This is a genomic window from Bradyrhizobium sp. WSM4873 (assembly GCF_055811355.1).
On record NZ_JBVVPS010000015.1, the window covers coordinates 156,584 to 176,297 of the forward strand.

The 19,714-nt window shown below is 63.6% G+C and carries 19 protein-coding genes and 1 pseudogene; 8 read left to right on the forward strand and 12 right to left on the reverse strand.

Annotated elements, in window-relative coordinates:
• Positions 1 to 74: 74 nt before the first annotated feature.
• The gene (locus AC0L21_RS20835) at positions 75 to 932 is read right to left on the reverse strand and encodes an SDR family oxidoreductase (protein ID WP_473263701.1); all 858 of its coding nucleotides are present in this window, start codon (positions 930 to 932) and stop codon (positions 75 to 77) included.
• A 63-nt stretch (positions 933 to 995) separates the two neighbouring features.
• Entirely contained in the window at positions 996 to 2,807 is a 1,812-nt protein-coding gene (gene treZ / locus AC0L21_RS20840) for a malto-oligosyltrehalose trehalohydrolase (protein ID WP_473263702.1), read from the reverse strand.
• Positions 2,808 to 3,083: 276 nt separating this feature from the next.
• On the opposite strand from treZ, the gene AC0L21_RS20845 reads away from it, so the two are divergent.
• The 4 genes from AC0L21_RS20845 (at position 3,084) to AC0L21_RS20860 (ending at position 7,437) form a co-directional block, all read left to right on the forward strand.
• Positions 3,084 to 3,365 carry a hypothetical protein gene (locus tag AC0L21_RS20845; RefSeq protein ID WP_473263703.1) on the forward strand — a complete coding sequence of 94 codons (282 nt, stop codon included), beginning with the start codon at positions 3,084 to 3,086 and terminating at the stop codon, positions 3,363 to 3,365.
• A 19-nt stretch (positions 3,366 to 3,384) separates the two neighbouring features.
• On the forward strand, positions 3,385 to 5,622 hold the full coding sequence (gene glgX, locus AC0L21_RS20850) for a glycogen debranching protein GlgX (protein WP_473263704.1): 2,238 nt from the start codon (positions 3,385 to 3,387) through the stop codon (positions 5,620 to 5,622).
• Positions 5,623 to 5,726: 104 nt separating this feature from the next.
• Positions 5,727 to 6,020 (forward strand): hypothetical protein, encoded by a 294-nt coding sequence (locus tag AC0L21_RS20855; protein WP_473263706.1) that lies wholly within the window; start codon positions 5,727 to 5,729, stop codon positions 6,018 to 6,020.
• A gap of 145 nt (positions 6,021 to 6,165) precedes the next feature.
• Positions 6,166 to 7,437 (forward strand): DUF892 family protein, encoded by a 1,272-nt coding sequence (locus AC0L21_RS20860; RefSeq protein WP_473263707.1) that lies wholly within the window; start codon positions 6,166 to 6,168, stop codon positions 7,435 to 7,437.
• A 3-nt stretch (positions 7,438 to 7,440) separates the two neighbouring features.
• On the opposite strand, the gene AC0L21_RS20865 is transcribed toward AC0L21_RS20860, so the two are convergent.
• Positions 7,441 to 10,557, reverse strand: coding sequence for a DEAD/DEAH box helicase (locus AC0L21_RS20865; RefSeq protein ID WP_473263708.1), 3,117 nt, complete (start codon positions 10,555 to 10,557; stop codon positions 7,441 to 7,443).
• Between AC0L21_RS20865 and AC0L21_RS20870 the strand changes: the two genes are divergently transcribed.
• The gene (locus tag AC0L21_RS20870; protein ID WP_473263709.1) at positions 10,556 to 10,801 is read left to right on the forward strand and encodes a hypothetical protein; all 246 of its coding nucleotides are present in this window, start codon (positions 10,556 to 10,558) and stop codon (positions 10,799 to 10,801) included. The two genes, AC0L21_RS20865 and AC0L21_RS20870, sit on opposite strands and share 2 nt — an antisense overlap.
• 159 nt (positions 10,802 to 10,960) lie before the next feature.
• Here the strand turns inward: AC0L21_RS20870 and AC0L21_RS20875 are convergent, their stop codons facing one another.
• A complete protein-coding gene (locus AC0L21_RS20875; RefSeq protein WP_007595982.1) occupies positions 10,961 to 11,221 on the reverse strand; it encodes a hypothetical protein in 261 nt (86 codons plus the stop codon).
• A 121-nt stretch (positions 11,222 to 11,342) separates the two neighbouring features.
• Between AC0L21_RS20875 and AC0L21_RS20880 the strand changes: the two genes are divergently transcribed.
• Positions 11,343 to 12,074: a DUF3750 domain-containing protein gene (locus tag AC0L21_RS20880; RefSeq protein WP_473263710.1), complete on the forward strand. Its 732-nt coding sequence runs from the start codon at positions 11,343 to 11,345 to the stop codon at positions 12,072 to 12,074.
• 276 nt (positions 12,075 to 12,350) lie between these two features.
• On the opposite strand, the gene AC0L21_RS20885 is transcribed toward AC0L21_RS20880, so the two are convergent.
• From AC0L21_RS20885 to AC0L21_RS20915, 7 genes are all read right to left on the reverse strand, one after another.
• The gene (locus tag AC0L21_RS20885) at positions 12,351 to 12,638 is read right to left on the reverse strand and encodes a DUF2934 domain-containing protein (protein ID WP_063996830.1); all 288 of its coding nucleotides are present in this window, start codon (positions 12,636 to 12,638) and stop codon (positions 12,351 to 12,353) included.
• Between the two features lie 282 nt (positions 12,639 to 12,920).
• Positions 12,921 to 13,082 (reverse strand): DUF2934 domain-containing protein, encoded by a 162-nt coding sequence (locus AC0L21_RS20890; protein ID WP_007595988.1) that lies wholly within the window; start codon positions 13,080 to 13,082, stop codon positions 12,921 to 12,923.
• A 146-nt stretch (positions 13,083 to 13,228) separates the two neighbouring features.
• Entirely contained in the window at positions 13,229 to 13,885 is a 657-nt protein-coding gene (locus AC0L21_RS20895; protein ID WP_473263711.1) for a hypothetical protein, read from the reverse strand.
• A 14-nt stretch (positions 13,886 to 13,899) separates the two neighbouring features.
• Positions 13,900 to 14,394, reverse strand: a complete 495-nt coding sequence (locus AC0L21_RS20900; protein ID WP_473263712.1) for a type II 3-dehydroquinate dehydratase — start codon at positions 14,392 to 14,394, stop codon at positions 13,900 to 13,902.
• A 32-nt stretch (positions 14,395 to 14,426) separates the two neighbouring features.
• Complete coding sequence (locus AC0L21_RS20905) at positions 14,427 to 15,707, reverse strand: TRAP transporter large permease (RefSeq protein ID WP_473263713.1); 1,281 nt, start codon at positions 15,705 to 15,707, stop codon at positions 14,427 to 14,429.
• Positions 15,708 to 15,768: 61 nt separating this feature from the next.
• Positions 15,769 to 16,278, reverse strand: a complete 510-nt coding sequence (locus AC0L21_RS20910) for a TRAP transporter small permease (RefSeq protein ID WP_007614042.1) — start codon at positions 16,276 to 16,278, stop codon at positions 15,769 to 15,771.
• A gap of 76 nt (positions 16,279 to 16,354) precedes the next feature.
• Positions 16,355 to 17,371 carry a TRAP transporter substrate-binding protein gene (locus AC0L21_RS20915; protein ID WP_018453915.1) on the reverse strand — a complete coding sequence of 339 codons (1,017 nt, stop codon included), beginning with the start codon at positions 17,369 to 17,371 and terminating at the stop codon, positions 16,355 to 16,357.
• A gap of 226 nt (positions 17,372 to 17,597) precedes the next feature.
• On the opposite strand from AC0L21_RS20915, the gene AC0L21_RS20920 reads away from it, so the two are divergent.
• Complete coding sequence (locus AC0L21_RS20920) at positions 17,598 to 18,257, forward strand: GntR family transcriptional regulator (RefSeq protein WP_473263714.1); 660 nt, start codon at positions 17,598 to 17,600, stop codon at positions 18,255 to 18,257.
• 33 nt (positions 18,258 to 18,290) lie between these two features.
• Entirely contained in the window at positions 18,291 to 19,190 is a 900-nt protein-coding gene (locus AC0L21_RS20925; RefSeq protein ID WP_473263716.1) for an SMP-30/gluconolactonase/LRE family protein, read from the forward strand.
• 48 nt (positions 19,191 to 19,238) lie between these two features.
• Here AC0L21_RS20925 and AC0L21_RS20930 read toward each other — a convergent pair.
• Positions 19,239 to 19,325 (reverse strand): annotated as a pseudogene (locus AC0L21_RS20930) (short-chain dehydrogenase); the annotation flags it as partial.
• Positions 19,326 to 19,714 lie beyond the last annotated feature (389 nt).

Genomic DNA, 19,714 nt, shown 5'->3' on the forward strand with positions numbered 1-19,714 from the left:
AAGACGTGCTGGTGAAGATGTACTGGACGTGGCGGCCCGCCCGCGGGGCTGCCACGTTCTCGTTGCGCGCTGGGTCAGATGAACGGCTTCCCGCCGGTGACCGCCAGGGTCGCTCCCGATGTGTAGCTCGAGAGCGGATCGGCGAACATGACATAGGCGGTCGCGAGTTCGGCCGGCTGGCCGGCCCGCTGCATCGGCACCTGCTTGCCGAAGTTCTTGACCTTGTCCTCCGGCATCGTGGACGGAATCAGCGGCGTCCAGATCGGGCCCGGAGCGACCGCATTGACCCGAATGCCCTTCGCCGCCAGCATCTGTGCGAGCCCACCAGTAAAGTTCTGAATGGCGCCCTTGGTCGTGGCATAGGCCAGCAGGGTCGGATTCGGCATGTCGGAGTTCACCGACGCGGTGTTGATGATCGCGGCTCCCGGGCGCATGTGGGGCACCGCGGCCTTCGTGAGATAGAACATGGCGTGAATGTTGGTCTCGAACGTCCGCTGCCATTCCTCATCGCTGATATCAGCGATCTCCTTGAACGTGTCCTGATGGGCAGCGTTGTTGACGAGGATGTCTATTGCGCCGAACGCCTCGACGGTGCGCTGGATGATCGCGCGACAATGATCGGGATTGCGGATGTCGCCGGGGATCAGGACGACCTTGCGTCCCTCGCGCTCCACCAGCGTCTTGACCTCGGCGGCATCCTCATCCTCGTTCAAATAGGCGATGACGATGTCGGCACCTTCCCGGGCATAGGCGATCGCGACCGCACGGCCGATGCCACTGTCGCCTCCGGTGATAATTGCCTTCTTTCCGGCCAAGCGGCCCGAGCCTTTGTAGCTCTCTTCGCCATGATCCGGTCGCGGGTTCATCGCGCGCGTCGAACCGGGCATCGATTGCTGCTGCGGCGGAAAAGGCGGCTTTGGATAGTCGGTCATGAAGCGGCTCCAGCGATTTACTCCGCTAACGGAAAGCTTTTGGAAGCGTTCCTCGCGGTTCCATCAAGCCTCGTGGCCAAGCCGCACGATGATGTCGTTCGGCAACAGGGCTGGCGCGTCGGCGGCGCCCAATCGCCATAGGCTCTCGCCCGCAACCAGCGCCGGCATGGGCAATTGGCGATCGGCTAAATTGGCGACAATCTGCAAGATGTCTCCCTTCTCCGTCCGCCACCGGGCATCCAGGCCGCCATTACGCTGGTCCTCTCCCAGCAACTTGCAATGAGCCGACACGAAACCCTGCTTGATCAGCGGCACGATTCTCTCGCGCCGTATCTTCAGCAATCGGGTTGTGAGGCCGCGAAACCTGGCGCTGGCGGGAGAGCGGTCGATGCCGGTCCAGTCGAGCTTCGATGCCGTGAAGGTTTTTTCGTCGCACGGGTCCGGAATCCTGGCGCGCATGTCGGGCGTCGAGAATGCCTTGAAATGCGCGAACTCCTTGCGCCGGCCTTCCCGCGTCAATTCGGCGGCTTCGCCGGACCAGTCGGCGAAGAACAGGAACGGCGTCTCGGCCGCGGCTTCCTCACCCATGAATAGCATGGGGATATGCGGGTTCAGGAGAACCAGCGCCATGGCCTGATCCAGTTTCTCCGGACCGACCAGCGCGGAAAGCCGCTCCCCGAGCGCGCGATTGCCTATCTGGTCGTGGTTCTGGGCGAAGAAGATGGTGGCCTCAGGCGGCAGATGCGCGCTCGGCTCGCCGCGCGGTTCGTCATGCAGCGGAAAGATTTCGCCCTGGTAGGCAAAGCCTTCGGTGAGCGCTCGCGCGAGATGTTCGAGCGGCCTGTCTGCGAAGGCGCGATAATAGCCTTCGTCCTCGCCCGTCAACAGGACGTGGAGCGCGTTGTGAAAATCATCGCCCCATTGCGCGTCATAGAGCCGGGTTCGCCCTTGCGCCCGGTCGAGCAGGCGGGCCTGATTGTCCTCGTTCTCCAGCATCAGATGCACGCGCCGGCCCGGCAGCTGACTGCGAACCGTCTCGGCCAGCTCGATCAGGAAATGGCGGTCGGAATCGTCCTTCAGCGCGTGAACGGCGTCGAGCCGCAAGCCGTCGAACCCGTAGTCGCGCAGCCACATCAACGCGTTCTCGATCAGGAACTCGCGCACGAACGCGCCGTCGTGTCCCTCGAGGTTGACGGCAGGGCCCCAGCCGGTGCTGTGGCGCTGGGTGAAGAAGCTTTCCGCATAGAGATGCAGATAGTTCAACTGCGGCCCGAAATGGTTATAGACGACATCGAGATAGACCATGATGTCGAGGGCATGCGCCGCGCGCAACAGCCGCTTGAGGTCTTCCGGCCTGCCGTAGCGTGCATTTGGCGCATTCAGCAGCACGCCGTCATAGCCCCAATTGTGCCGGCCGGGGACGTCATTGAGCGGCATCAGCTCGATTGCGGTGATGCCGAGATCGCGCAGATAGGGCAGCTTCTTCTCGACGCCGGCATAGGTGCCTTCCTCGCTGAAGGTGCCGACATGCAACTCGTAGATCACGGCCTCCGCCCAGGGGCGGCCGGGATAGAGCACCGAGTCCCGGAACGTCGCGGTGTCGATCACCTCGCTCGGCGCCCCAACGTCGTCGGGCTGGAAGAACGAGGCGGGATCGGGAACGACCAGGTCTTCGTTGATTCTGAACTGATAGCGCGTGCCGACGTGCGCGGTGGGACTCAACGATTGGTACCAGCCATCGTGGTCGCGCGTCATCCGGAGTGGCGGCCGGCCGGCTTCGAGCAATTCGACCGATTGCGCCGTCGGCGCCCAGAGGTTGAAGCAGACCCCGTGATCGAGGCATCGAGGGCCGTGGTGTCGCGCTTGCCCGGCCATTCCCAATCTGTGACTCAAACCTAGCCGCCTTTGCGTGGCTGGAAATAACAGCAAGCTTCGCGAGGCTCGATTTTGCGATCGCTCAAGCATGCTCAGGACGGGAGAAGCCGAGATGCAGGCATTCGTTCCTCAGGCCGGCGCCACACCGATGCGCCATGCTCGTTGTGTGCACTTTTGGGCCAAGGTGCGGCGACGACGGTTGGGGAAGATCACTGTTGCAAACAGGGAACGGAATCGCCTGGGCGACGGTTGCAATTCTACACGGGAGATTTCGCCATGCGCCGCTCGAAGCCACAGCCGATCCGCAACAAGCTCGACCTTGCCGACCCTACTCAGGTCCGCCTCGTCAGAAAGCGTCTGGGACTGTCCGACGCAGAGCTGACCAGCATCGTCGAGCGGACCGGCAACTCGATTGCGGCCATCAGCAAGGAGGCGGCGCTGCAAAGGGCAACCACGCTGCCCAAACCGGACGATGTGCCTCCTGCCGCCGTAGTCGCTTCGGCGGCGGTTGGCGACCAAACCACCGGCGAAGTGGCGGCGACTGCACCAATTTCTTGAACGGCATTTCGGGGCAATAATGGACCAACAAGCACATTCAGACGACGCCCTGACGCGGGCAGCCTCGAGCCTGCGGCGCTCGCGGATCAGCGAGGGCAAACCGTTTCCGCTCGGCGCCACCTGGGACGGGCTTGGTGTCAATTTCGCGCTGTTTTCGGCCCATGCCACCAAGGTCGAACTCTGCCTGTTCGACGACGGCGGCGAGACCGAATTGGAGCGGATCGAACTCCCGGAATATACCGACGAAGTTTGGCATGGCTATTTGCCCGCGGCCCGTCCCGGCACCGTCTACGGCTACCGCGTCCATGGCCCCTACGAACCCGACGGGGGACACCGCTTCAATCCCAACAAGCTCGTGCTCGATCCCTACGCCAAACAGCTGGTCGGCCGGTTGCGTTGGGGACCGGAGCTGTTCGGCTACCAGCTCGACCATGCCGACAAGGATCTCTCCTACGACGAACGCGACAGCGCGCCCTTGATGCAGAAATGCCGCGTCATCGACCCGGCCTTCACCTGGGGCGCCGCGCGCAAACCGGAAGTGCCGTGGGAGCGGACGATCGTCTACGAGATGCACGTCAAGGGTTTTACCCAGCTGCATCCGTTGGTGCCCGACGCAGACCGTGGCACGTTCTCCGGTCTTGCGCATTCGGAGGTGCCGGCCTATCTGCGATCGCTCGGCATCACCAGTGCAGAATTGTTGCCGATCCATGCCTTCGCCGACGACAGCTATCTGGTCGAGAAAGGCCTGCGCAATTACTGGGGCTACAACTCCCTCGCCTTCTTCGCCCCGGAGCCGCGCCACCTCAAGACGCCGTTCGCGAACGAATTCAAGGCCATGGTCAACCAGTTCCACGCCCACGGCATCGAGGTCATCCTCGACGTTGTCTACAATCACACCGCGGAAGGCAACGAGCTCGGCCCGACCCTGTCGTTCAAGGGCATCGACAACGCCAGCTATTACCGCCTGCTGCCGGACCAGCGGCGCTATTACATCAACGACACCGGCACCGGGAACACGGTGAACCTGTCGCACCCGCGCGTGCTGCAACTGGTCGCGGACTCCCTGCGCTACTGGGCGACCGAGATGCGGGTCGACGGCTTCCGTTTCGACCTCGCCACCATCCTGGCACGGGAGCCCTACGGGTTCGACGAAGGCGGTGGCTTCCTCGATGCCTGCCGGCAGGACCCCGTGCTCTCCAGCGTCAAGCTGATCGCCGAGCCCTGGGACATCGGTCCGGGCGGCTATCAGGTCGGTCAGTTTCCGCCGGGATGGGCGGAGTGGAACGACAAGTTCAGGGACACCGTGCGCGCTTTCTGGAAGGGCGACGAAGGCACGATCGCGGACTTCGCCAAGCGCGTGTCCGGATCCGGCGATCTCTTCAACAAGCGCGGACGCCGGCCATGGGCCAGCGTCAACTTCGTCACCGCCCATGACGGTTTCAATCTCAACGATCTCGTCTCGTACAACGACAAGCACAACGAAGCCAATGGCGAGGACAATCGCGACGGCCACAGCAACAATCATTCCTGGAACTGCGGCGCCGAGGGACCGACGGACGATCCGGAAATCATTGCGTTGCGCGAGCGACAGAAGCGCAATCTGCTGGCGACCATGCTGTTGTCTCACGGCACGCCCATGCTGCTTGCCGGCGACGAATTCGGACACACCCAGCACGGCAACAACAACGCGTACGCCCAGGACAACGAGACCACATGGCTCAACTGGATGGGCATTACCGCAAACGGCCGCAGCCTGCGCGAATTCACGCGCAAGCTGATCGCCACGCGCAAGGCATTTCCGATTCTCTACCGCAGCCGCTTCCTGGTCGGCTCCCACAATGAAGAGCTGGACGTGAAGGACGTGACGTGGCTCGCGCCGTCCGGGGAGGAAATGACGACGGAACAGTGGCAGGACGGCAACGCCAAATGTTTCGGCCTGCTGCTTGACGGCCGCGCCCAGGAGACCGGGATCAAGCGCCGCGGCTCGGACGCAACCATGCTGCTGATCTACAACGCCCATCACGACGTCGTCAATTTCACCTTGCCTGCCGTCGCCGAGGGACGCAGCTGGGTCGGGTTGATCGACACCAATCAACCGGAGGGGCAGATGCCCGCGTTCGACTTCGGGCATGTTTATGCGATGACCGGACGATCCCTGGTGGTGTTCGGCCTCGCCACCGAGAGCATCGCCACCCGCCGCCTGCGCCAGGGCCTCGGAGCGCTGCTGGACGTCGTGGAGGCGCCGCTGCCGGGATAGTCCGCCATGATAGCGCGAGAAGACTTTTCGAGTTGATGACGACAGGGAACGCACGCAGGTCACCGGCGTTCGAGTAGATGGGGCATCAGTCGGAGAACACCGAGATGAAGTTCACAGGTGCCGTTATCCTCGCCGCTCTCGCGCTGCCTGCAGCAGCTTGGGCGCAGGCCAGCAAGCCTGACGTTTCGTCCGCGCCAAGCGCGCAGAATTCGGGTGCCGGCATTGCCGGACAGCCCGGCAACAAGAACGGACCGGCCGCCAAGCCTGGTGAAACCGTCGGATCGAATTTGACGAGCTCCACTGGCAACACCGCCGTGCAATCGCAGGACCCGTCGAATATTCAAGGGGCTCCCGGCAACAAGAACGGGCCTCCCGCCAAGCGCCCGGATCAACGCTGATCGAATTCGTCCACAATCCTGCCGCCGACATCGAATGATCTGCGCCGCATATCACCGGCGCAGATCATTTGGTTAGGAACAAACCATTGGCGCCACCCGTTCGGGAAGCATCTTCTTCCACAATCCCCAGATCGAGAGTCCCCCCATGTATCATCACGTCAAGAAGCTGATGTTCACCGTTCGCGTCGACGAACCCGATCCGCGCTTTGGCAACATGCTGCTGGAGCAGTTCGGCGGCGCCAACGGCGAGCTTGCGGCCGCGATGCAGTACTCGATCCAGGGGTTGAACTGCGAGGATCCCGATCGCAAGGACCTCCTGATGGACATCGGCACCGAAGAGCTCAGCCATCTGGAAGTGGTCGGCACGTTGGCGCGGATGCATCTCAAGCCCTCGAAGTTCGACCGCCAGGCGGCCGAAGCCGATCCCCTCATCGCCATCGCGGGCGGCGGCGGCGTCAATCTCTTCAACTCCCAGGGCAATGCCTGGACCGCCGACTATCTGAAGATCACCGGCGAGCTCGACGTCGATCTGCGCAGCAACATTGCCGCAGAGGCGCGGGCCAAGATCGTCTACGAGCGGCTGATCAATTTCTGCGACGATGCCGGCAGCAAGGATGCGCTGCAGTTCCTGATGACCCGCGAGATCACGCACATGAAGGCGTTCGCGCTGGCGCTCGAGAGCATGGGCAAGCCGGCCTTCAGCATCGGCCGCATCGCGCCGACGCCCGGCCTCGTCGACCAGTTCTTCAACGATTCCACCGGCGCCGGCGACCATGGCGAGATCGACACGCGTGGGCCGTGGAACGAGGGCGGCGACTGGGTCTTCACGGACTCGCCGGCAATCCAGGCGGGCGAACCGGGTCCGGCCTCGGCCATCGTCACCGAGAGCTCGCCGCCGGCGGACGAAGCCGGTCTCGGCGATCTGCTCATCAACGAGCTGCGCGATATCCTGCATGCCGAGAAGCAATTGACCAAGGCGCTTCCCAAGATGGCGGAGGCCGCCCGCTTCGACCAGTTGCGCGAGCTGTTCGAGCAGCACCTCGCGGAGACCGAAGCGCAGGTCGAGCGCATCAACGAATGCTTCGAAATGCTCGGCAAATCCGCCCGCGCCAAGCCCTGCAAGGGCATGATGGGCCTCGTCGAGGAAGGCCAGGAGATCATGGCCGAGGGCGAGGACAAGGAGGACGCGGCGGCCGACCTCGCCCTGATCGGCGCGGCGCAGCGCGTCGAGCACTACGAGATCGCGGGCTACACCACGGCGCGCAACCTCGCCCAGCAGCTTCGCCACAGTGCCATTGTCGCGCTGCTGTCGAAATCACTCGCCGAGGAGGAGAACGCCGATCAGCTCCTCAACCAGGTGGCTCGCTCGCTGATGTCGGTGGCGAAAATGCCCACGGCAGTCGAGCAGACCGAATGATCCTCATGCGTCGAGGAGTTCGAGGAATTCCTCGACGCGCCTGAACGGGTCCTGATCACGGCGACCGGCGTAGACGACGCGGTCGCCGTCGCGCTGTAGCGCTCCCGCCTGCGACTTCCCCCTGGATTTCCGCAGCCGCCCCGGCAGGAAAGTCGCGGCGACGGCCTCGGGCCCGACATCGAGCCTGACGATGCCGCGCCGCTTGCAATCGATCCGGAGCCTGGCGGATGCGAAGAAGTCGCGGGCCTCCGGCGGCAGCCTGCCGAAACGACGCGAGATCTCCTCCTCCAGATCTTCCAGATCGTCGTCGTTTCGGCACCTGGCAGCGCGGCCATAGATCTCGAGCCGGACCGCTTCCGATTGCACGTAGCCTTCAGGCAACATGTCAGCCAACGGCATATTGAGATCGGGCACCCACAGATCGGCGCCGGTATCGCTGCCTCGCTCGGACGCCCGCTTCAGCAGATGACTGTAGAGCACCGGTCCGAACACCTGGACGTGGCCGGACTGCTGTTCCGAGAACAGATCGCCGGCGCCCCTGAGGTCGAGGTCGCGCTCGCTGATCGCAAAGCCGGCACCCGGCTTGCTGAACTCCTCCAGCACCGCCAGACGTTTCTCGGACTGCTCCGAGGTCGATTCCGTCAGCAGATGGGCAAAGGCGCGCGTGCCGCCGCGTCCCACCCGTCCCCTGAGCTGATGCAGCTGCGCAAGTCCGAACTTTTCGGGCCAGCACACCACGATGGTGTTCGCGCGCGGAATATCGAGACCGCTTTCCACGATATTGGTCGCCAGCAGCACGTCCGCCTCGCCATCGACGAAACTCATCATGCGGTCGTCGATCTCGTCCACGGGCAGTCTGCCGTGAAGACAGACGATGCGCAGCTCCGGTGCCACCGATTGCACACGGGCCAGCATCGGCTCCAGATCCTGGATGCGCGGGCAGATCAGAAAGCTCTGACCATGCCGCCTGCGCTCGCGCAGCAGCGCCGCGGCGATGGCAGCGTCGGACAGCGGCGCGATCCTGGTCACGATGGGAAGGCGATGAACCGGCGGCGAGGCGATCACGCTGAGATCCCGGAAGCCGGCAAGTCCCGCCGCGAGCGTGCGCGGGATCGGCGTGGCGCTCATCCACAGCGAATGGGCTCCCTTGGCGAGGCCTGAAAGCTTCGCCTTCTCCGCTGCGCCGAAATGCTGCTCTTCGTCGATGATGACGAGGCCGAGGTCGGCGAACTTCACGTCCTTTGCCGCAAGCGCCTGCGTGCCGACCACGACTTTCAGCGCGCCGCGCCGCAGCCCCTCCTTGGTCTCTCGCGTCTCCGGGCCTGAACTGGCTCGCGACAGGCTTCCCACCTCGATGCCGAGAGGGCCGAACCGCTTGCGGAAGGTTTCGACATGCTGCCGCGCCAGCACGGTCGTCGGCGCGGCGATCGCCACCTGCTTGCCCGACAGCGCCACTGCGGCCGCCGCCCGCAGCGCGACCTCGGTCTTGCCGAAGCCGACGTCACCGCAGATCACCCTGTCCATCGGATGGCCCGCCGCAAGATCGTCGAGGACGTCTTGAATCGCCTGGCCCTGGTCCACTGTCGTGAAATAGGGGAACCGCGCGACGAACTTTTCGTAGGCCGGCCCCGGTGGCACCAGTTTGGGTGCACGACGGCGGAGGCGCTGGCTGATGTGTTTGGCGAGAGCCTTGGCGGCGACCTGGATTTCCGCTTCCGCCTCGGTGCGCCGCGCCCACCAGCTGCTGCCGTCCGCCTTGTCGAGCGTCAGCTTGCCGGGCTCGCCGGCATAGGGCCAGATCACGGCAAGATCGGACGGCGGTACGAGCACGGCATTGTCGCCCGCGAATTTGAGCCTGATCATCTCGCGTCGCGATCCCTTGCCCATGTCGAGGATCTGCAAGCCATCGAGCACGGCGAGCCCTCGTTGCAGATGGACAATGGCGGCGCCCTTTTCGGGCACATCAGGATGATCGAACGCCGGGTTCCAGGCGCGCGCCATCGGCTGGGGATGATGGGCCCGGCTGCCGAGCACGTCGGAGGCGGTCACGACGACGAGCGGCTTGCGGCCGGCGCCAATGAACCCCGCGTCGAAATCGGCCAGCAGCGCGCCTTCGCGGCTGCGTGCCTTCGTCACCTCGCTCCAATCGGCCAGCCGCTCCGCCTTGATGCCGCTCATGCGCTCCATCGCACGAAGGTCGTCCTCGACGGCTGCGACGAACAGCAGCCGCGATCCGCCGCGCTGCATGTCGGCGACGAAGGCGCGAAGCGCCTTGCGCGGCGAGGCCAGCTTCGAGAACTCCGGCGTCGAGATGAAGGCGGCCTTGCGCGGCAGCACGCTGATGCGCTTCTTCAGCTGCTTCCAGTCCGCCTGCCCCAGATACTCGCGCTCCGCATCCCTGCGGCCGGCAGCGTCCTCGATCGTGCCCAGCCAGCTCTCGGCGTGGGTCGATACCCCGGCATCCGCGATCCATCGCGCGCGGCTGCAATAATCCGGCAGAGTCGCCCGCTGTCCGCGCGTAGCTCCCAGCGCGATCCGCTCGGACATCGGATCGATGATCAATTCGGCGGTCTCGTAGACGACCTCGTGCTCGATGGGATCGACGGCGACGATCTTGCGGATCGTGTCTCCGGAATGCTCGATCCGGAAGGGAGCGAGCGCGCCAGCGGGAAACACTTCGAACGTCTTGCCGTGGAACAGGACGCCGCCCGGATACTCCGCCTCTTCGTCGAGATCGTAGCCGAGAGCCTCCAGCCGCTTCTCCAGCTCGGGCCCGGAATAGGGCGCGCCTACCTTCAGCGTGAGGCTCGACCGCGACCAGCTCGCCGGCAGCGGAAGCCGTTCCATGATCGCTTCCGCGGTGGACACCAGGAAGACGGGCTTCTTTGCCTTGGCGAGACGCCGCAGCACCGAGCTGCGCCGTCCCGCGATCTCGCGGGAGGGCTCGAGACCGTCGAAGGGCAGCGTGTTCAGGCGCGGAAACACCAGCACGTCGACCGAGGGATCGAGGGCGTGGATCACGCCGCCCAGCCGCTCCGCCCTGCTCTCGTCGTCGCAGAGGAAGACGAGGCCGTCGCGGCCGGACTTCTCCCACTGCTCGAGCAGATGCAGCGCCAGCATGCCGAGCGGCGACGAGGAGGCGACCGCGGACCGCGAGGCGCTCTTGTCCGGGCGCTTGCTTGTCGAGCTGGTACTTTTCGAACTCCTGCTTTTCGAACTCCTGCTTTTCGCGCTCGTTCTTTTCGAGCCTTTGCCTCTTGAGCTCTTGCTCTTTGAGCTCGCGCTTTTTGTCTTTGTCACGCCGGTCGTGGCCCGGGCTTTCCTGGTGGGCGCCAATGTGTATCCAACTTTGTTTCGCAAATAGAGGCGAGCGACGACGAGCCCTCCCGTCGAGCTCCGTCGATAACGCGCCTCGGGCGTGAGCGCCCAATGACGTCATTACAATCTTGCAATTGCGTTGAAAAGCAGAGACAGGGGACAAAGGCAAGCGGCCTGAACGGGCAGAAGGCGAACGGGCAGGCTGCTATTGCAGGACCTTCGGCAGCACCACGACCACGTCCACGCTCTGCGCGAGGATGTGCGTGGCGACCACGGCGAGCTGGTGCGAGAACTCGTCCTCGATCTCGGCCGCGCAGTCTTCGTCGCTGGCAATGGCAAACAGCAGATTGCCGTCGATTTCGTCGAACCGGATGCCGGCGAACAGGCGATCGAAAATCTCGGCGCCCGCGATGTACGCGATTCGCGCCTGGATGGCCTGGTCCTCGACGAGCGACAACTTCCTCATGGACGCAACATATGGCCGCACCACCCGAATGCAAGAGCAGGAGAGCGCTGGCGCGGCGTGCCTTGCGAACTATATTGGTGGCATCGTCCCGCCTGACCGCCGTTTGCCCTTGAGGAAATCCTTGATTCTGTTCCTGCTGCTGATCTTCCTGCCGATCGCCGTGTCGGCCGGCCGCTATTATTTGCGCGGCGACGGCCGCGGCAACTGGCAGACGGCGGATCGCTCCAGCGCCGGCCTGCTGCCGCCCGCGTCAGCCAATCCGGACGCGGTGATCCGCGTGTTCGCCGCGCGCACGGTGCGCTGGCGCAGTATTTTTGCTGTCCATACCTGGATCGTCGTCAAGGAGAAGGGCGCCGCGACCTACAGCCGATACGACTACACGGCCTGGGGCGACCCTGTTCGCAGCAACGGCTTTGCGCCCGATGGCCGGTGGTTCGGCGCCTTGCCGGAAACGGTCGTCGCCGTCGACGGCGCGCCGGCCGAAGCGCTGATTCCCAAGATCCGCGCCGTCATCGAGAATTACAAGTTCCGTGCCTATGGCGACTACAGCGCCTGGCCGGGACCGAATTCCAACACCTTCGTGCAGGCGGCGCTGGACGCTGTTCCTGAGTTGCGCGCCGTGCTGCCGCCGACCGCTATCGGCAAGGATTTTCCCTACAGCGGACGCTGGGCCGGCATCACGGCGTCCGGCACCGGCCTCTACGCCTCGCTGTCGGGCTATCTCGGCATGACCATCGGCTGGGTCGAAGGAATCGAGATCAATTTCCTCGGCGCGGTGCTCGGCCTCGACATCCGCCGCCCCGCGCTGAAGCTTCCAGGCATCGGCCGCCTGGGTGTCGCGGCCGGCGTGTAACGCAATGACGGAGCAGTCCCATCAAAGTCGGTGCCCTCGCAAGCTTCCCGACATCGTCCTTCCAATGTGTGCTTCAGGTCACAGCAGAATCGAGCGCCTTGGCCTAGACTGAACTTGCATGGCCGCAAACAAGGTAACGGCGGTACGCACCAGGCTGGAGAGGCGACCAACAGCTACGGACTTTGAAGCCGCCAGGTGAAGAACTCGGCGGCTTTTTCTCTGTCCAGGAACGCGCGGCCCGAAGCTTGTTCGCTGCCGATGTGGCTACCGGAACTTCTACCGTTTGTCTGAGCAATCCGAGGGCCTTCGCTGATCGCGCTCTTCTTCGATCTGCCGTTCGGCCTCGAGCCAAAACTCCACATCCCGATCGACCGGGCGACCGGCCTGCTCCCAGAGTTCGTACGCGCGCGCTCGCACCTTGCCGCGCCGCATCATGCGAAGCAGCTTTTGCTTCAGCTCCTCGGCGAACGTCCTGAATCGCTGGACAGTGGTTTCGTCTTTGACAAGGGCTGCCGCTCGCGTTGCGAGTTCGATCTGGTGCTCTATCTTTTGCCGCTCGTCCACCGCAAACCCCGCCGCAGCCACGGGCCTGCGTCGCAGCCCGTGCTGCTCACAACCTCAATTCCTGCTGGAAGGCTCTGTTCCGCCTTCAATGCCAGGTCCTTCAATGCCACGTGGTGTCCGCTTCGACGATCACCGCCCTTGTTTCGGGATCTTCCGTCGCGTTGCAGGTGCAGGGCATGCCCTCACCGCATCGGCAGCCGCCCAATTCGTCGCTCCAGGCGCGGAGCGGATGGTTTTCGCAGACCCATCCCAGACCGTGGCAGAATGGGCAGCTCTTGTCGGTCACAGCGTATCCGGCGTCCGCATGGGGTTCGACTTGTCCTCGTTGCGCAACTCCTGCTCGGCCGCGTGCCAGAACTCTTCCTCGCGGCCTTCCGGCTTGCCCGCCTGTTCCCACAAGCGGTGCGCGCGTTCTCTGATGTCGTGATCGGTCGGCTCGGGCATTGTGTCTCCTGCGAAGAGACACGGCCCCACCCTGGGGGGTATGGGGGCTTGGAGGCGGGGCCGTGCAGGCCAGCAAATCGGCGGCGACGCTGGCCCGCCGAGTCAAGCCTCGATGGTGCGCAAGAGTTCCTAGCGAGACGTTGCCATCAGCCAAAATCCGCGATGCGGGCGTCGAGCGCAAACATGCTTTGATAAACTTCCGGCTCGCTCGCCCTGGCCATGACGTCGGGGGCAATTTCCGCGGCTTTCCGCAAGGCAGCCTGCAGCGACGCAACGTCGAGCGCCTCGATCAGCAAAAGCCCCGCGAAGAAGCCCTCGTTCTTCCGCATGCCCTTCTCGGTCGTCCGCACTGATGTCCGCGCCTCGTCGGTCGCGCCGATCTGCACGGCGGCAACCCCGTCGCACGCAACGAGCGCCCGGGCCAAACCTTGGGGATCCTTCGGCAAGGTCTCGATCCGCAGCGCCACGATCGATGCGCCCTCGCCCCGCCCTCCCCGTGCAATCATGACGCCGCCGCCCCGCACGAAATTTCCGAGCTTCGGCATGATGCGCTGGGACCACGGCGTCGGTGCGTTGAGGCGCGCCAGATAGGCCTCGCCGTCGAGGACTTCCGGCGTCTTCAGCTCATACAGAATGAAGAAGCGGTTGATGTCGTCCCTTGCCGCGCGGAAGACACGCGATGCCAGGAAGCCCTTCGTCGTCACGCGCTCGGTCGTGTGCTCGCGCGTCAGCCAGTGCCGGTAGTCGGTCAGGTCGTGAGCCTCGACGTCGCTCCAGATGGCGAGAAATCCCGTGCCGCGCATCCCGCCCTCCATGCCTACACCTTGCCGCCGGCCGCAAGCCCGTGCAGAGCCGGTGCGATGGCCTCAGGCAATTGGCCCAGCCGTTGGACCGCCGCGAGCATCGCGGCGAGATAACCATAGGGACCCAGGCCGCAAATGACCGCCGTGCAGGCACTCGACGTCATCGAGTGGCGGTGCAGCTCGTCCCGCGCGTGAATGTTCGAGATATGCACCTCGATCTTCACACCCTCGAAAATCTTCAGCGCGTCGATCAGCGCGATCGAGGTGAATGAATAGGCGGCGGGATTCATGATGATGGCGTCCGCGTTGCCATGGGCGGACTGGATCAGGCTGACGAGTTCGCCCTCCATGTTCGTTTGATGGAACGACATCGAAACTCCGAGCTGGTCGGCCAGCGCGCGGCAGCTCGCCTCGATCTCATCGAGCGTCGTCGAGCCGTAAATGTGGGGCTCGCGGATGCCGAGGAAATTGAGATTGGGTCCGTTGAGGATCATGATCCTTGCGGCCATTTTCGCTTGTCCTTCCTTTGTTGCCGACGCCTCTAGCCGCTGAACCACTTGGCCGGGATCGTCACCAGTCCCGGGAATAGCACCATCGCGAACAGGACGATCAGTTGCGCGATCAAGAAGGGCCAGACGCCCTTGATGATGTCCTCCATGCTGATCCTGGAGACGCCGCAAACCACATTGAGCACGATACCGACCGGCGGCGTGATCAGGCCGATCGCATTGTTGATGATGAAGAGGACGCCAAAGTAGACGGGATCGATGCCCGCCGCCTTGACGATCGGCATCAGGATCGGCGTGAGGATGAGGATGGTCGGCGTCATGTCGAGGGCCGTTCCCACGATCACCACCACGACCATGATCGCAAGCATCAGGAGCGTGTTGTTGCCCATGAAAGGCTTCAGCAGGGCGACGATCTGTGCCGAAATCTCGGACACGGTGATGAGCCAGGACGATACCAGCGCCGCTGCCACGAGAAACATGACGATGCTCGTCGTCAGCGCAGAGGAGACGAACACCTCATAAAGCTGCGACGGCTTCAATTCCCGATAGATGCAGGTCGCGACGAACAGCGAATAGACGGCGACGACGACTGCGGCTTCCGTCGGCGTGAAGATGCCGAAGCGCAGGCCGACGATGATGATGACCGGCAGCATCAGCGCCCAGAAGCCGTCGACGACCGCTTTCACCATTTCCGAGAGCGATGCTCTTGGCGGGGGCGTCAGGTTCTCCTGGCGCACTACCCACCACCAGGCCAGGCAGAGCCCTGCCCCGAGCAACATCCCCGGGACGATCCCGGCCAGAAACAGTTTCGAGATCGACACGCCCGCGGCGACGCCGAAAATGACGAACCCGATGCTGGGCGGAATCACGGGCGCGATGATGCCGCCGGCCGCCACCAGGCCCGCTGCATAGGACTTCTTGTGGCCCGCCGCCACCATCATCGGCACCAGCAGGGCAGCCAACGCCGCGGCATCGGCCGCCGCGGAGCCCGAGAGCGACGCAAGGATGCAGGACGCGAGGATCGTGACGTAACCGAGTCCCCCGCGAAAATGGCCGACTGCGACGAGCGCAACGTTGACGATTCGCTTGGCCAGACCGCCCTTGTTCATGACTTCGCCGGCGAGCATGAAGAATGGAATGGCCATGAGCGGAAAGCTGTCCGCGCCGTTGATGACGTTCTGCGCCACGATCTGGGCGTCGAACATGTCGATCGTGCTCATCAGCGCCACGCCGCAGACGATCAGCGCAAAGGCGATCGGCATGCCCAGCGCCATGGCGCCGAGCAGCGAGAAGGTGAAGACGGCAATCGTCATGGCGTGATCCCGGTGATTTCCAGGATGTGAGCGCCGCGCGGCACGATACGGGGAGACAGCATCAGTGCTCCTCCGATTCCCTGACGGCGACCATGTCGGCTTCGCTGGCCTGTCCGGACATGACGCGGAACAGGTCGTAGAGAAGGATCACTCCGGCCGAAACGCCGAAGATCACGCCCACGCCATAGAAGATGCCGAGCGACAGGCCGGTCGCCGGGGCGCGGTCGTCGATATTGATGATCGTCTGACGCCAACTTCCCGAGAGCAGAAGCCAGTCGGCGAACAACATCAGGACGTAGCTGACGATGAAGCAGATGCGTTTGCCGTAAGCCGGTAGCATCCGCACAAGGCTATCGACTCCCAGATGGGCGTGCTCACGCATTGCCACGACTGCACCGAGGAAAGTCAGCCAGACCAGGAGCCAGCGCGACAGCTCCTCGGAGATCGCGATACCGGAGTTGAAGCCGTAGCGCAGCACCACGTTGCCGAACACCAGCACCACCATCACCGCAAGAAATGCGGCAATGATGCCCTTCAGCAGGGTGCAATAGAGGTCGAGAAATCGCGCCATACGTGCCGTCCGGGCAAAGTCGGGTTCAGAGCCGGCCGACTGGCCGGCTCCGCCTCTTGCATGCTGACGAGGTCGACTATTTCACGTCCTTGCGGATGCGATCGAGCTCGTCGTTGAACAGCTTGACCGCTTCCGGCTTAAGATTGGCGGCAATCTTGTCGACGACCGGCTGCGCGGTCTTGCGCATGCGATCGAGCTCTTCCGGCGCGACGGTGTTGTACTGCATGCCCTTTGCCTGCAATTCAGAGAGGGCCTTTTCGGTCTGAAGGCGCGTCTGCTCCTTTTGATAGCCTCGGCTCTCCTCATACGCCTCGCGCATCAGGCGCTGCTCGGTCGGCGACAGCTTGTCCCAGAACGCCTTGCTCACCAGGATGATGTTCAGGGTGAAGGTGTGATTGGTGGCGGAGACGTATTTTTGCACTTCGTAGAACTTGTTGGAGAGAATGACCGTGAAGGGGTTCTCCTCGCCGTCGACGGTGCGGGTCTCCAACGCCGAATAGAGTTCGCCGAAGGCCATCGGAACGGGATTGGCCTTGAAGGACCCGAAGGTCTCGAGGTAGACCGGGTTCGGAATCACGCGAAGCTTGAGGCCGTTGAAATCCTCGACCTTGGTGATCGGCCGCGTGCTGTTGGTGACGTTGCGGAAGCCGAGGCCCCAATATCCCAGACCGATCAGCCCCTTCGACGGCAACGTATCGAGCATTGACGTGCCGAATTTGCCGGTCCCGAGCGCGTCGGCCTGCTCGATGGTCTTCACGATGAACGGAAAGTCGATGAGGCCGAACTCCGGCACGACGGTTGCGAGCGACGTCGTCGAGGCCGACAGCATTTCCTGCGTGCCGCCGCGCAGCGCCGATTGCTGCTGCAGTTCGTTGCCGAGCTGCGAGGCCGCGAACTCACGGATTTTCATCTTGCCCCCGCTCTTCGCCAGCAGGATCTCCGCAAATTTCTGCACCCCCGCGCTGACGGGGTGATCGGTGTTGTTCAGGTGTCCCCACCTGATCGTGCGCTCCTGAATGTCCTCAGCGGATGCGCCGACCGTCAGCGCCACGCAGATCGCCGTCGCAGACAGCGCCCGTACCAACAAGCTCATTTTGACCTCCCTGTTCGATCGGGGCACGACGGCGGCTTGAGCCATTTTTTTCTGCACCCTCAGGTCAATCAAAAAACATAACTACATTTCTCGGTCAAATGATAAAATGCACTTCATCGGAGATTTTGGAATACACCTGTTGTTAGGCGTCTGCTATATTGCTGGTAACATTGATGGTTCAGCCGCCCGCCACGGGGCGTTGCGCGCTATTGCGGGATCGGAGAGTATGACGTCACTCGAGGGGCGCCCCTTGTCGGCGGGCGACAGCGGTTATCAGCGGATTCGATCCGACATCATTTTCGGCGTGCTGACGCCGTCCGGACGTCTCAAGCTCGACGCCATGAAGGAGGACTACGGCGTCAGCATCTCCACACTGCGCGAGATCCTCAATCGTCTGACCTCCGAGGGGTTCGTTGTGGCGGAGGGCCAGCGCGGCTTCGAGGTGGCGCCGATCTCCATCCAGAACCTGCGTGAACTCGCCGGTCTGCGCATCCTGCTGGAGCAGCATGCAATGGCCGAGTCGTTCCGCGCCGGCGACGTCGAGTGGGAGGGCCGCGTGGTGTCCGCGCATCACAAGCTGGCGGCGACCGAACGCACCGTCCTCAAAGAGGGCGACGATCCCGAGCTGCGCAAACGCTACGACGGCGAATTCCACCAGGCTCTGATCTCGAGTTGCGGTTCGCGCGAGCTGATGCAGACCCACGCGGTCGTGTTCGACAAATATTTCCGTTATGCGCTGCGCTACCGCGGCGCAGAGACGATCAATCAGCACAAGGCGCTGCTGGACTGCGCGCTCAAGCGCGACATCAAAGGCGCCAAAACCGTGCTCACCGACCACATCAACGGCTGCGTCGCGCACGCCCTCGCCTCCTGGAACGAGGACTGATCGCCCGGCTCGCGGCTGGAATCGGATATCGGGATGACCGCCGACATGATCCCCGCATATCGGGTCGAGACCGCGGTCGCCGCAGGCGACATCCTCGGCGAAACGCCCCTGTGGTGCGACCGCTCCCGCAAGCTGTGGTGGGTCGACATCGACCGGCGGCTGCATCAATCGTTCGATCCGGCGACCGGCGTGCATCAGGTCTTTCCCTACGCATGCAACTTCCTCGGCAGTCAGGCTCTGACGGCGGATGGCTCCCACCTGCTCGCGCAGGATCTGGGACTTTATCGCCGCGCGTCCGATGACGGTCCTCCAGCCCAGCTCTGCGAGGTCGAAAGCGGCCCCGACAACCGCCTGAACGATGGGCGCGTCGACGCCCGGGGCCGGCTGTGGATCGGCACCATGGACAACCAGCTGCATCGACCGAACGGAGCGCTGTATCGTGTGGAGGCGGACGGCCGGGCAACGCATATGTTCGGCGATGTCGTCGTGACGAACGGCATCGCGTTCTCACCCGACAATCGCACGCTCTATTTCACGGATACGAGGCGATACCGCACCTGGCAGTTCGACTTCGATCTCGATGACGGCGCGATCCGCAACAGACGGCTGTTCGCGGACTACAGCGCCTCCGGGGAGAGGCCCGACGGCGCGTGCATCGACGTCGCGGGCGGACTGTGGACCGCATTCTTCTCCGGCGGCCGGGTGGTGCGCTATCGGCCGGACGGCCGGATCGACACCGTCATTCCGGTGCCGGCGACCAATCCGACCTGCGTATGCTTCGGCGGAGCCGACCTGAAGACCTTGTTCGTGACGACGGCCAGAAAGTTTCTGGATCGTGAGCAATTGAGCCGCGAACCTCAGGCGGGTCACGTTCTGGCCATTGATGGCATTGCACAGGGACTTCCGGAACACCGCTTCGGCAGTTCATCCTGAACCCTTTTCATTGCGACCCCTTGCACGGGCCATCGTGAACCGGCTCCGCTACCATTTCTCGCCGAAGGGACGAATCTCCAGCTCGAAGGTCCAGGCACTCTTGGGTTGCTGATGTATCCAGTAGGATTCGGCGACGCAGCAGCGCCGGAGAAGCCCAAGGCAAAGCCAGAGACAAGGGCAAAGACAAAGCCAAAGGCCAACCGAAGCGCCGCGTGAGATGGCCGCATGGCGCCCGCAAGGTTCGACATATTCCGGGAAATGATGCGACTGGTCTTACCAACAGCGGGCATGAGTTCTCGTTCTCGCGGCGCATTTCGCCCGAGCTTTGCCTGGTCACTCCACCCTCTTGTCCAAGAGGGCGCAGGGAAGGCCGGGTGCCGGCTGGCACCCGCGGTCCGCTGCGCGAAGATGTAGCGCAAAAGAACCGCACAGCAGCATACAGGTGTAGCCAATCACTCGGCCTTCCCTGCGCGATGGTCGGACGGCTTATGCCGTGCTCTCCCGGGAGCCGAACTTTCCTTCTG